Annotated in this window: 6 protein-coding genes; 4 read left to right on the top strand and 2 right to left on the bottom strand. The window is 77.5% G+C overall.

What is annotated here, in order from left to right; all coding sequences use genetic code 11:
- Positions 1-155: 155 nt before the first annotated feature.
- Positions 156-3,578: a right-handed parallel beta-helix repeat-containing protein gene (locus AB0Q99_RS18650; protein ID WP_363573064.1), complete on the top strand. Its 3,423-nt coding sequence runs from the start codon at positions 156-158 to the stop codon at positions 3,576-3,578.
- Positions 3,579-3,728: 150 nt separating this feature from the next.
- Here the strand turns inward: AB0Q99_RS18650 and AB0Q99_RS18645 are convergent, their stop codons facing one another.
- Positions 3,729-4,799 (bottom strand): hypothetical protein, encoded by a 1,071-nt coding sequence (locus AB0Q99_RS18645; RefSeq protein ID WP_363573062.1) that lies wholly within the window; start codon positions 4,797-4,799, stop codon positions 3,729-3,731.
- A 323-nt stretch (positions 4,800-5,122) separates the two neighbouring features.
- On the opposite strand from AB0Q99_RS18645, the gene AB0Q99_RS18640 reads away from it, so the two are divergent.
- Both AB0Q99_RS18640 and AB0Q99_RS18635 read left to right on the top strand, forming a co-directional pair.
- Complete coding sequence (locus tag AB0Q99_RS18640; RefSeq protein ID WP_363573060.1) at positions 5,123-5,473, top strand: hypothetical protein; 351 nt, start codon at positions 5,123-5,125, stop codon at positions 5,471-5,473.
- A 270-nt stretch (positions 5,474-5,743) separates the two neighbouring features.
- On the top strand, positions 5,744-6,421 hold the full coding sequence (locus AB0Q99_RS18635) for a sigma-70 family RNA polymerase sigma factor (protein WP_363573058.1): 678 nt from the start codon (positions 5,744-5,746) through the stop codon (positions 6,419-6,421).
- Positions 6,422-6,526: 105 nt separating this feature from the next.
- Here AB0Q99_RS18635 and AB0Q99_RS18630 read toward each other — a convergent pair whose 3' ends face one another.
- Entirely contained in the window at positions 6,527-9,394 is a 2,868-nt protein-coding gene (locus AB0Q99_RS18630; protein ID WP_363573056.1) for a BTAD domain-containing putative transcriptional regulator, read from the bottom strand.
- Between the two features lie 250 nt (positions 9,395-9,644).
- Here AB0Q99_RS18630 and AB0Q99_RS18625 point away from each other — a divergent pair, with 250 nt between their 5' ends.
- Positions 9,645-12,488 carry a BTAD domain-containing putative transcriptional regulator gene (locus AB0Q99_RS18625; protein ID WP_363573054.1) on the top strand — a complete coding sequence of 948 codons (2,844 nt, stop codon included), beginning with the start codon at positions 9,645-9,647 and terminating at the stop codon, positions 12,486-12,488.
- Positions 12,489-12,546 lie beyond the last annotated feature (58 nt).

The following is a 12,546-nucleotide window of genomic DNA, read 5'->3' as shown; positions in this document are numbered from 1 at the left end:
TCGGCGCCGTACACGCCACCTGCGCCGTCCACTCCGTCCGCGCGGTCCACGCCACCTGCGCGCCCTGACGCCGGCGCCGCGTCCGCCGGTCGCCCGGTCGGCCGGCCGGTTGACGAGGCGAGCCACCACACCCCCACGACGAAAGGGAACCAGGCATGTCGCGCCCGGTGCTGACGGTCTGCGCGGAGCAGCGCGAGCCCGGCTCCTACCGCACGATCGGCGAAGCCCTGCAGGCCGCCCGCAGCGGCGCGGTGATCTCGGTCCGCCCCGGCCGGTACGACGAGAACCTGGTGCTCACCAAGGTGGTGAGCATCACCGCCGAGGACGTCCGGGGCAGTGTGCGGATCAGCCCGCGGCGCGGCTCGGTCGTCCGGGTGCTCACCGGAGCCGCCCGGTTGACCGGCCTGGTGCTGCAGGGGCAGGACGACGAGCTGCCCGCGGTGGACGTCCCGCGCGGTCGGCTCGTCCTGCGGGACTGCGAGGTCGCCGGCACCGCGTGGGCCGCCGTGCTCACCCGCGAACAGGGCGAACTCGCCATGCGTGACTGCCGGGTGGTCAACCCGGCCGGCGCCGGGCTGGTCGAGACCTCCACCGGGGCCAGCGTCATCGAGGACAGCGTCATCGAACACCTGGGCACCTCCGCCGTGGTGATCGGCGAGCGGGCGAACCCGACCGTGCGGCGCTGCGTGCTGCGCGACGCCCGCGGAAACGGCGTGTGCGCCAACGGCGAATCGCGCGGCGTGGTCGAGGACTGCGAGATCTCCGCCACCGACCGGCCCGCCGTGGCCCTGGAGGAACGGAGCAGCACGCGCCTGCTGCGGATCGGGATCCGGGACAGCGCGCTGGGCGTGTTCGTCGGCTCCACCGCCCGGGTCGTGCTGGAGGACTGCACCGTCACCGCCGTCCACGGCCACGGCTACGTGCTCACCGACGGCACCGACCCACTGCTGCGCCGCTGCCGCGCCGTGCGACCCCAGGGCCACGGCCTGCACATCGCGGGCCGGTCCGCCGGCACCTTCGAGGACTGCGAGGTCATCGCCCCCGCCCGGGCCGGCATCCACGTCGGCGAGTCGGCCCGACCCCTCCTGGTGCGGGCGGTGGTGCGCGACGCCGAGACCGACGGCGTCGAACTCACCGGGGCGAGCGCCGCCGAGTTCGACCGGCTGGAGGTCCGCTCCGCGGCCGGTACCGGCATCGTGGTGCGCGAGGGCGCCGACCCGCTGCTGCGCCGGACCACCGTCACCGCGGCCGGCGGGCACGGGATCGAGGTGCTGCGCGGCGGGCGCGGCCGGATCGAGGACGCCACCGTGCTCGACTCCGGCAAGCACGGCATCCGGATCGCCGCCGGCGCCCGTGCCTGCCTCGGCGGCAGCGAGGTGCGCGGCAGCAGGGCCTGCGGCATCTCGGTCGGGGCGGAGGGTGTCGCCGTCCTGCGCGAGGTCGACGCCACCGACAACGCCTTCGACGGCGTGAGCGTCGAGCGCGGTGGCGAACTGACCGCCACCCGATCCCGGTTGCGGGCCAACCGCCGCCACGGACTCCATCTGATGGCCGGTGCCCGTGCCACGCTGACCTCCTGTCGGCTCACCGGCAACACCCTGGACGGGCTGCGCTCCGAGTCCGCGGCGCCCGTCCGGATCACCGACTGCCTGGCCGCCGAGAACCGGGGCGCGGGACTGCGGCAGACCGAGCCGACCGACCGGCTCGCGGTCGAGGACCTCGACAGCCGGCACAACCGGTCGCCGGACGCCCACGCTCCGAGAGCGGCCGCCGCCACCGCGGGCGGAGGGACCACGGGCGGAGGGACCGCGCCCGTCGGCGGGACCGCGCCGGCTCGCCCCGCCGACGCCGGTCCGCTCGGGCCGCAGGCCGTCCTGCAGACCCTGGTCGGTCTGGAAGGCGTCAAGGAGCAGGTCACCACCCTGGTCAACCTCAACAAGCTGACCCGGCGCCGCGAACAGGCCGGCCTGCCCGCCCTCCCGATGAGCCGGCACCTGGTCTTCGCCGGGCCGCCCGGCACCGGCAAGACCACCGTCGCCCGGCTCTACGGCGCCATCCTGGCCGAGCTCGGCGTGCTGCGCAGCGGCCACCTGGTCGAGGTGGCCCGCGCCGACCTGGTCGCCCCGGTCATCGGCGGGACGGCCCTGAAGACCACCGAGGTGGTCAGGGAGGCCCTCGGCGGCGTGCTGTTCATCGACGAGGCGTACACCCTGTCCGCCGGATCCGGTGCCATCGGCCCCGACTTCGGCCGCGAAGCCGTCGACACCCTGGTCAAACTGATGGAGGACCACCGCGAGGACCTGGTGGTGATCGTCGCCGGGTACGAGGCCGAGATCCGTGGGTTCCTCGCCTCCAACCCCGGCCTGGCCTCCCGGTTCAGCCGCACCGTCGAGTTCCGGAACTACAGCGTCGAGGAACTCACCACGATCGTGGAGCACGCCGCCGCCGGTCACGGCTACGAGCTCGCCGACGGCACCCGCGAGGCGCTCGCCGTCCACTTCGAACGGATGCCCAGGGGGGCCGGCTTCGGCAACGGCCGGGAGGCCCGCAAGGTCTTCGAGGGGATGGTCGACCGGCAGGCCACCCGGCTCGCCGCACTGGAGCACTTCGACCACGCCGCCCTCACCCGGCTGCTGCCCGCCGACGTCGGCGGGCGGGCCGCGGCGGTCGTTCCCGCGGCCGGCGGTACGACGGCCGGGGACGCGACGGCCCGGGGCACTGGGGCCGGGGACACCGCCGCTGGGGAGCCCGCCGTCGGGGAGCCCGGAGCGCTCGACCGGCTGCGTTCGATGGTCGGCCTCGCCGCGGCCAAGGAGCAGGTCGAGGACCTGGTCAACCTGATCCGCCAGGGGCGGCGCCGGGCGGCGGCCGGGCTGCCCACCGTGACGATCGGTCACCACCTGGTCTTCGCGGGCCCGCCCGGCACCGGCAAGACCACCGTCGCCCGGCTCTACGGCGAGCTCCTGGTGGAGCTCGGCGTGCTGCCCGGCGGCCGGCTGGTCGAGACCGCCCGCGCCGACCTGGTCGGCCGCTACATCGGCCACACCGCCCAGCTCACCCGGGACGCCTTCGACCGGGCCCGCGGCGGCGTGCTGTTCATCGACGAGGCGTACACCCTCACCCCGCGCGGCGGCGCCGCCGACGGCGACTTCGGTCAGGAGGCGGTGGACACCCTGATGAAGCTGATGGAGGACCACCGGGACGAGGTGGTGGTGATCGTGGCCGGCTACCAGGAGGAGATGCGGGGCTTCCTCGCCTCCAATCCCGGCCTGGCCTCCCGGTTCTCCCGGCAGATCGCCTTCGGCCACTACAGCGCGGACGAACTCGTCACCATCGTGCGGCGGCAGGCCGAGCAGGCCGGGTACGTCTGCGCTCCCGAGACCCTCGCCGCCCTGGCGCGGCTGTGCGAAGCCGTCCCGCGCGACCGCAGCTTCGGCAACGGTCGCTTCGCCCGGCAGACCCTGGAGACGATGATCACCCGGCAGGCCGGGCGGCTGGCCCGGCTCGACGTCGTGGACCTGGACGCACTCAGCCTCCTGCTGCCGCAGGACCTCCCGGCCGGGCGGCCCGAGGGCTGAGGGCGAGGGAGGCGGTGAGGGAGGCGTCCGCCGGGGTGAAGGGGCTCCCGGCCGGGCCGTCAGCAGCGCCCTCGGCGCAGTCGCCCGTCGTCAATCGCCGTGTATTACCGTGCAGTTGACGTTGCCGACGGGCGGCGGAGGCGCCGGTGTTCAGCCTCGGCGGTCGGCCATGGCGTCGCCGACCAGGGCGGCGAGTTCGAGGTAGCCGGTGCGGATCCGGGGGCGGAGGGTGGCGGGGTCGGCCGGGGTGTGGGGCGGCAGCACGACGGCGCCGCGGCAGCGGGTGCGGAAGTAGGCGGCGAGGTCGCGTTCCGCGAGGGGGCGGTCGGTGGGCGGGGCGGAGGTGAAGACGGTGGCGGCCCCGCCGGCCAGGCCGTGGCGGCCGAGGGCGGTCAGGTGGTCGAGGAGGGAGGCGGCGTTCCCGGCGCCGCCGGCGGAGGCCGGTTCGCAGACGACGAGCTGGTCGGCGAGTTCGACGGCGGGTGGTCGCAGGTCGACGGGGGAGGCGGTGGTGTCGGTGAGGATCACCGGGTAGTGGCCGCTGAGTTCGGCGAGGGTGGCCGGTAGGGCGGCGGGGTCCGCCGGTACGGACTGCACGACGAGCCGGCCGGCCGTGCGCCGCTCGCCCTGGTAGGGCCCGCCGGGGACGAGGACGAGCACCGGGTCGGCACGGTGTTCGGCGAGCAGGGCGCCGAGGACGGTGGTGACGCCCCCGGCGGGGCTGCCCAGGACGGCGATCCGGTGGCAGACGCGCAGCGGTACGCGGATGCGGTCGAGCAGCTGTCGGCGCCGCGCCTGCCCGCCGCCGCGGAGGGCCAGGCGGAGGCCGCGCGGGCCGGTGGGCGCGCGGTGCGCGGCCGAGGCGTCCGGTACCGCGGCCGCCGGAGGGAACCCCGCCCTGGCGGCAGGGCCGGCCGGCACCGACGAGACGGGGGAGACCGGAGGAACCGGGGGGACCGGCGGCAGCGGCGAGACCGGGACCGGTTGCGCCGGAGTCGGTTGCGCCGGGGCCGCCGGGGGCGGTTGGGCGGACCGGCTGCGGGTGTACAACTGCCGTTCGGGGGCCGGGATCAGGACGGTGCCGAGCGGGTCGAGCGGGCGTCGGGGAAGCAGCGCGACGGGTTCGGGCCAGGCGGCCGGCGCGTAGTCGGGGGCGGCCTGGGCGGCCTGGGCGGCCGCGATGCCGCGGTCCGTGCGGGGGGTGCGCTCGGGGAAAGCCATCGCCCGACCTTCCGGTTCGTGCCGTGTCCGACCGGCGCCGCCGACCGGCCCCTACAGTCGGGACCACGGCCGAAGGCCCGGTTCCGGTTCAGCTGAACCACTCCCGGCGGGGCGACCGTTGAGCGGGGCAAGGGCGCGCCTCGCGCCCCCTGGCATGTCGGGAGGCCGTGTCGTGCGGCCGCCCGTCCGGTCGTATGGCACGAATTCCCCCGCTCGACGGGCTACCGCTCGGTACCGTCATGCGGTGGCACCCGGCGCCCGCCGAGTGCCATCGTGGTCGAACGAGCGTGAGTCCCGTGATCGGGACGGGGGAGGGGCACGGGATGGATGCGGACGGGCCGGAGGCGCGCGAGTTCGTCGCGGCCCTGGTGCGGGCGGGCGCACCGGTCGTGGCGGGGCCGACCGGGCTGGCGGTGCCGGAGGCGGCGGCGGAGGAGGTGATCGCGGTCGCCCGGCGGCTGGCGCTGCGGTCGGCGCCGCCGGGACGGTGGCGGCCGGGGGCGGCACCGGGGCTGCTGGGGGTGGCGGCGGCGCTGGTGGTGGACGAGCACCCGTCGGCGCCGGGGTGGTCGGCGGCGGAGCGGGAGCGGCTGGCGACCTGGGTCACGGTGCTGATGGAGCACCGGGGCGACGACGGCGTGCAGGAGCTGGTCCGGGCGCTCAACGGGGAGTGAGGCCGACCGGGCCGCGGGCGTCCGGCTGCAGGCGTCCGGTCACGGGCGTGCGGCTGCAGGCGTCCGACCGGGCGTACGACATCGGCCGGGCACCGCTCACGCGGCACCCGGCGGCGGACCGGGTGCCCCGGGCCGGGGCGTTGGCGGATCGTTGGTGAGGACTTGGCGGGGTCCGGCAGTGTGCTGTCACAGTCGCCGCCGGGCCGTCCGGTAGGTGTCCAGCGGTGCCCTGTCCGTGCCGCGCCCCCTGCCCGATCTGAGAGGTAGCGCGTGTCGAAGCCGTCCGTCGCCCAGCCCACGTCCGTCGCCCAGCCCTCCGGGGGTCCGTCGGACGCGGAGGGAGCTGCCACCGCCCCGGCCCGCCAGGCCCGCCCGACCCTCGACCCCGAGACGCTCGCCGAGATCCACCGGCTGCACGGCGGCTACCTGCTGCGTGCGCTGCTGCGGGCCACCGGCGGGGACCGCGGCAAGGCCGAGGACATCCTGCAGGAGACCCTGCTGCGCGCCTGGCAGCACCCGGAGGCGCTGAGCGCCGGGCCGGAGCAGAGCCGGCCCTGGTTGTTCACGGTGGCCCGGCGGATCGCGATCGACCACTACCGGATGGCCGCCGCCCGCGCCAAGGAGGTGATCGGCGAGCCGCTGGAGGACCGCCCGCTCGCCGAGGACCCGTACGAACAGGTCGTGGTCGCCCGGGACATCGCGCTGGCACTGCGTCGGGTGCAGAAGCACCACCGGGAGGTGCTGGTCGAACTGCACCTGAAGGACCGGTCGGTGCTGGAGGCCTCGGCCCGGCTGGGGGTGCCGCCGGGGACGGTCAAGTCCCGCAACTTCTACGCGATCCGGGCGCTGCGTCCGGTCCTGGCGGCGGAGCACGGGTACGCCCCGGTCACGCGGTCGTCGGCGGGGGCGGCGGCAGCGGAGAGCGGCGCCGCCTCGGCGGCCCGGTGACGCGGAGCGGTCCACCGGCCCGAGGGCGCGTGGCCGTTCGGCGGTGACGTGGGGCCGTGCACCGGTGGCCCGGAGCCGTTCAGTGCTGCGGTGACCCGGAGCCGTTCAGTGCTCCGGTGACCGGTCCGCGGAGCGGAGGCTGAGCGACTCCTCCAGACTGGTCGTGAACTCGCTGAGGTACCCCGCCTGCCGGTCGTGGCAGCGGAAGCGGTCGAGCGCGGTGCGCAGCCGGTCGCTGACCTCCCGCTCCCGGCCGCGGGCCAGCAGGTGGGCGGCGTAGGACTGTTCGGCGAGCGCGTGCAGGTAGAGCAGGCCGGCCTCCTCGCAGGCGGCGAGCAGCCGGTGCCAGGCGAGGTCGGCGGTCTCGTCGCGGACGGTCGGCGGGAGGGCCTGCGCCTCGGTCAACATCGACCAGAGGTGGACCTGGGTGACCGGGACGGGTGGCAACAGCTCGCGGGCCTCGCGGGAGCGGCGCTGTGCGTCGTCCCGGTCGCCGGTCGCCAGGCTGACCCAGCCCTGGTGGACCTTGGCGTCGACCAGCCGCCGGCGGTCGCCCGAGGCCAGGGCGAGGGAGGTGGCGGCGGCCGCCAGCCGCTTCGCCTCGGCGGAGTCGCCGAGCATCGCGGTGACCATGGCGAGGGTGGCGAGTGCCCGGACGCGCGCGGAGGCGGCCCGCGGTCCGTCGACGGAGTCGGTGGCGGCCACCGCCTTCCGCGCCGCCTCCGCCGATTCGTGCCGCCGTTCGAGCGCGACCAGGGCCTGCGCCCGGCAGGTGTGCAGCAGGGCCACCGCCACCGGGTCGCCGCAGCGTTCGGCCGCCTCCTGGCCCGCGACGGCCCGGGCGAGCCAGTCGGTGAAGCGGCTGGCGCCGTAGTAGAGCGAGCCGCTGGTCAGGGCGATCCGCCAGGCGCGTCCGGGGTCGGTGACGGTGATGGCGTCGGCGAGCGCGCGGACGGCGGGTTCCTCGGCCCGGAACCAGTCGAGCGCGGTGCGGATGTCGACGGCGGACGGGAGGGCCCGCGGCGGGTGGGCCGAGGAGCCGGTGTCCTCCTGGCCGGGGTCGAGCAGGGAGCCGCAGTGCCGGAGGGCGGCGAGGTAGTAGTCCGCCAGGCGCTCCCGGAGCAGGCGCCGGCGCGGTTCGGGCAGGTCGGCGAGCAGACCGGCGCTGAACAGCCGGACCAGGTCGGTGCGGCCGTAGCGGCCGGGGGTGGTGCCGGTGAGCAGGTGGCGGGCGGCCAGTTCGCCGAGCGCCCGGTGGGCGGTGGCGGTGTCGGTGCGGAGCAGCGCGGCGCTCGCCAGGGTGTCCACCTCGCCGCCGGGGTGGACGGCCAGGGCGGTGAGCAGGTCGGCTGCGGACGGGGAGAGTTGACGGAGCGTCAACTGCAGTCGGGGCCTGACGCCGAGGGTGTCGTCGACGTCCAGGACGGCCAGCCGGGTCCGCTCGTCGGCGAGTTCGGCGGTCAGTCCGGCGACGGTCCAGGCGGGCTGGGCGGCCAGGCGGGCGGCGGCGATCCGCAGGGCGAGCGGCAGGCGGTCGCAGAGGTGGACGAGGCGGGCGGCGGCCTCGGGTTCGGCGCGGACCCGCTCGGGTGTCAGGGCGCGTTCCAGGAGGAGCAGGGCGTCCTGCTCGGGCAGCGCGGCCAGCCGCAGCAGGGTGGCCCCGTCGAGGGCGACCAGGTCCTCCAGCGGGCCCCGGCCGGTGACGACCGCGGCGCAGCCCGGGCCCTCGGGCAGCAGGTCGGCGACCTGGTCGGGGTCGGCGGCGTCGTCCAGGACCACCAGCAGCCGTCGGCCCCTGGTGCGTTCGCGGAAGAGCGCGGCGCGTCCGGCGCGGTCGGCCGGGACGGCGTCGGCGGGGACCCCGAGCGCGTGCAGGAAGTCGGCGAGGACGGCGTCGGGGCGGGCCGGGCCGGCCGGGGCGAGGCCGTGCAGGTCGGCGTGCAGCCGGCCGTCGGGGAAGCGGTCGGCGGACCGGTGCGCCCAGGCGGTGACCAGCGCGCTCTTGCCGACCCCGGCGGGGCCGACCACCAGGACCGGGCCGTCCGCGGCGCGGCCCGGGGCGCAGTCGTGGTCGAGCCGGTCGAGCTCGGCCTGCCGTCCGACGAAGTCCACCATCCGGCGGGGGAGTTGCTGGGGGACCCGGGCGGCGGGCCCGGGCGCCGGGGGCGCGGCGGGCAGGGCGTCCGGACGGTCGTCGGCCAGCACCTCGGCGAGGGCCGCCCGCAGGGCCGGGCCGGGCCGGATCCCCAGCTCGTGGTCCAGCCGCCGCCGGGCCCGGTGATAGGCGGCCAGCGCGTCGGCGGGCCGGCCGGCCTGACGCAGGCAGCGCATCAGCAGCGCCACCAGCTCCTCGCGCAGCCCGTCCGTCCGGACGTCCTGCTCCAGCACCGCGACCGCTGCCGCGCCGGTGCCCTGACGCAGCCGCAGCGAGGCCCAGCGGAGCAGGGCGGCGGTGCGGGACTGCTGGAGCTGGTCCACCGCGGCGGTGCGCAGCGGGGTGTCGGGCAGGTCGGCCAGGGCCTCGCCGCGCCACAGCCGCAGTGCCTCCTCCAGCAGCGCGATCGCCTCGGCGTCGCCGCCGCGGCCGCCGCGGCCGGTGGGGCCGGTGGGGCCGCTTCCGTCGCTGGGACCGGCGTGCTCGGCGGCCCGGGCGGTCAGCGTCTCGAAGCGCAGCGCGTCCACCTGGTCGGCCGGTCCGGTCAGCAGATAGCCCGAGGCCCGGGTGTGCAGCTCGAACGGGGTGTCGGCGAGCACCTTGCGCAGCGCGGCGACGTGACCCTGCACCGCCGCCCGCGCGCTGGCCGGCGGCCATTCCCCCCACAGCGCCTCGCAGAACCGGTCCACGGTGACCACGCGGCCGAGCCCCAGCGCCAACAGCGCGAGCACCGCCCGCCGTTGCGCCCCCGCGAGGGTCGCGAAGCCGTCCGCCCCGACCCGCAACTCCACCGGGCCGAGCAGCCGAATCCGCACCACGTACCCCCACCCTCGCCGTACACCACACCCGGGGTGGCCCCGGGGTGGAGCAGTGTAGTGCGCGAACCGCGCCGGTCCGCACCGGGGCGTCGCCCCTGCCCCCGGTGGACGTGGCAGGGGCGGGTGCCGGTTGCGCCGGTCGCGCCCGGGCCCGCGCCCGGTCCGGGTGTCCGGCGCCGCGCCGCGCCGCGCTCCCGCCGGCCGGGCCTATCCTCGGACGGGAGTTCACAGGTGGGGAGGGGAAGGGCGCGTGCACATCGATCTGCTCGGACCGGTGGTCGTCCGGCGGGAGGACGGGACGGCGGTGACGCCCTCGGCCCCCAAACGCCGGGCGCTGCTGTGCGCGCTCGCCGTGCGGCTGAACCAGACGGTGGCCACCGAGGAGCTGATCGAGCTGGTCTGGGACGGCTCGGCGCCGCCCACCGCGCGGGCCGCCCTGCAGGGGCACGTCGCGGCGCTGCGCCAACTGCTGGACGGCCCGGGGCTGGTGCTGGACACCCGGGGGTCCGGGTACCTGCTGGCCGGCGAGCCCGACCGGGTCGACGCACTGCGCTTCGCGCGCCTCTGCGAGGAGGCGGGGGTGCTGCTGCCCGGGCCCGCCGCCCCGGACGGGACGGCCCCGGAGCGGATCGCCCCCGGGCAGCCGGCCCCGGAGGACCCCGCGCTGCCGCTGCTGCGCGCCGCGCTGGACCTGTGGCGCGGCCCGGCGCTCACCGACTGCGGCTCCGCCCTGCTGCGCGAGTGGTCGCTCCCGCACCTCACCGACCTGCGGCTGCGCGCCCTGGAGCGGCTGGCCGAGGGCCTGCTCCGGGCGGGCCGCGGCGGCGAGTCGGCCGCCGAACTCGCGGCGGCGGCCGATGCCCACCCGTCCCGGCAGACGCTGACCGCCCGGCTGGTCCACTGCCTGGAGCAGGACGGGCGGCGCGCGGAGGCACGGGAGCGGTACGAGCACGCGGTGGCCCGGCTCGCCGGCCCGCCCGGGCCGGAACTGCGCCGCGCCGGTGAGCGGTTCGACACCCGGCCCGCCCCGCCCGACCGCCGTTTCGTCGGCCGGAGCGCCGAACTCGCCCGGCTGGAGGAGGCCTTGCCCGCAGCCCGGGCGGGCCGCCCGATCCTGGTCACCGGTCCGGCCGGGGTCGGCAAGACCGCCCTGGTCCGGCACTGGGCGGCGGGGCCCGGCGCCGGGCACTTCCCGGACGGTCTCCTCCGGGCCGACCTGCGCGGCTTCCACCCGGACGGGCCGCGCGAACCCGCCGACGTGCTGGGCGAGTTCCTCACCGCCCTCGGCGTCGCCCCGGACGCCCTCCCCACCGCCACCGCCGAACGCTCCCGCCGGTACCGCGAACTGGTCTCCGGCCGGCGGCTGGCGATCCTGCTGGACGACGCCGCCTGCTACGAGCAGCTCGCCCCCTTGCTGCCCGACCCGCCGGCGGCGGACGGCGGCGCGGACGGCCCGGCGCCCGTCACTGTCGTCACCAGCCGCAGCCGCCTGCGTCACCTGCTGGTGCGCGAGGGCGGCGTGCCGCTCCCGCTGGGCCCGCTCACCTCCGACGACGCCGTCGCGCTGCTCGCCCGTGCGCTCGGACCGGACCGGACCGGCGACGCCCCGGACGCCGTCGCCGAGCCCAGCGAAGCCGTCGAGCCCGCTGGGCCCACCGAACCCACCGAAGTCTCCGAACTCGCCGAACTCGCCGAGAGCTGCGACCGCCTGCCGCTCGCGCTGCGCCTGGCCGCGGCCCGGCTGGCCGCCCGGCCGGACTGGTCCCCGGGTGACCTCGTGCGCGAACTCGCCGACGAGGAGACCGGGTTGGTCGCCCTCTCCGGGATCGGAGCCGGTACCGGTACCGGGACCGCTGCCGGCACCGGAACCAGCGCCGGCGTCGGCATCGGAGCCGGTACCGTGCTCGGCCCGATCGGCCTCACCACCGCCCTGGACCGCACGTACCGGACGCTGCCGCCCGCCGCCGCCCGGCTGTTCACCCTGCTCGGCCTGCACCCCGGCCAGGTCGTCGACACCGCCACCGCCGCCGCCCTCGCCGACCTCCCGCCCGCCGTCACCCGCACCCTGCTGACCGGGCTGGACGCCGTCCACCTGCTGGAGGAGACGGTCCCCGGCCACTACGCCCGGCGCGAGCTGGTGCGCCGTTACGCCGCCCGGCAGGCCGCCGAACTCAGCTGCGAGGAACGGTTCGTCACCCTCGACCGGCTGATCGCCCACTACCTGGACGTCACCGCCGACTGGACGGTCGAGTCCACGGCCGGGTGCCCGGCGGGCGGCGGCAGCGCGCGGGCGGCGGACTGGTTCCGCCGCGAGGAGAGCGCCCTGCGGGCCGTCGTGGTCTGCGCCGAGCAGTACGGGCGGACCGCCGGGTCCTGGCGACTCGCCCACCGGATCGCCCTGTTGTACGAGACCACCGGCCACGACCGGACCCATGACCGGTCCCACTGGCGGGCCGTCGTCGAGGCCGGGCTGAGCGCCGCGCACGCGGACGGGAACGAGACGGCCGTCGCCCGGCTCGGCACCGACCTCGCCGTCCTGCACGTCGCCCGCGCGGCCCACCGCACCGCCGCCGAGCACCTCGACCTCGCGGTCGCCGCGGCGGACCGGGCCGGCGACCCGGCGCTGCGCCACCACTGCCGCGGCCGGGTGGCCGCCGCGCTGCTGCGGGCCGGCCGCCACGAGCGGGCGCTGCCGATGCTGACCGACCTGGTGGCCGCCGCCCGGACCCCGGCCACCAGCCACCTGCTGGTCCCCGCGCTCACCGGCCTCGCCGACGCCCTGGTCCTGGCCGGTGACCCGGGCCCGGCCCTCACCCACGCCGACGAGGCGGTCCGGGCCGCCACCACCCGCTCCGGCGCCGAGGCGGTCCTCGCCACCCACAGCCGCGCCCGCGCCCTGCACGCCCTCGGCCGCCGGGACGCCGCGCTCTCCTCGGCGCGCCTCGCCGTCGCCCTCGGCCGCACCGTCGGCGACGCCGCGCTGGAGGCCCGCTCGTACGGTCTGCTCGCGGACCTGCTGTGTGAGGTGGGCCGCGGCGTGGAGGGGGCCGAGGCCCGGCGCCGCGCCGAGGCCCTGGCGGCGGGCGGCCACTGACCGGCGGACGCCGCCCGCTGGACGTTGTCCGCCGGGCGCCGTCTGCGGTCGGTGATTC

Origin of the sequence: Kitasatospora sp. NPDC086791 (assembly GCF_040685975.1) — a bacterium.
Lineage (GTDB): Bacteria > Actinomycetota > Actinomycetes > Streptomycetales > Streptomycetaceae > Kitasatospora.
This window is presented reverse-complemented; position numbering and strand designations above follow the sequence as displayed.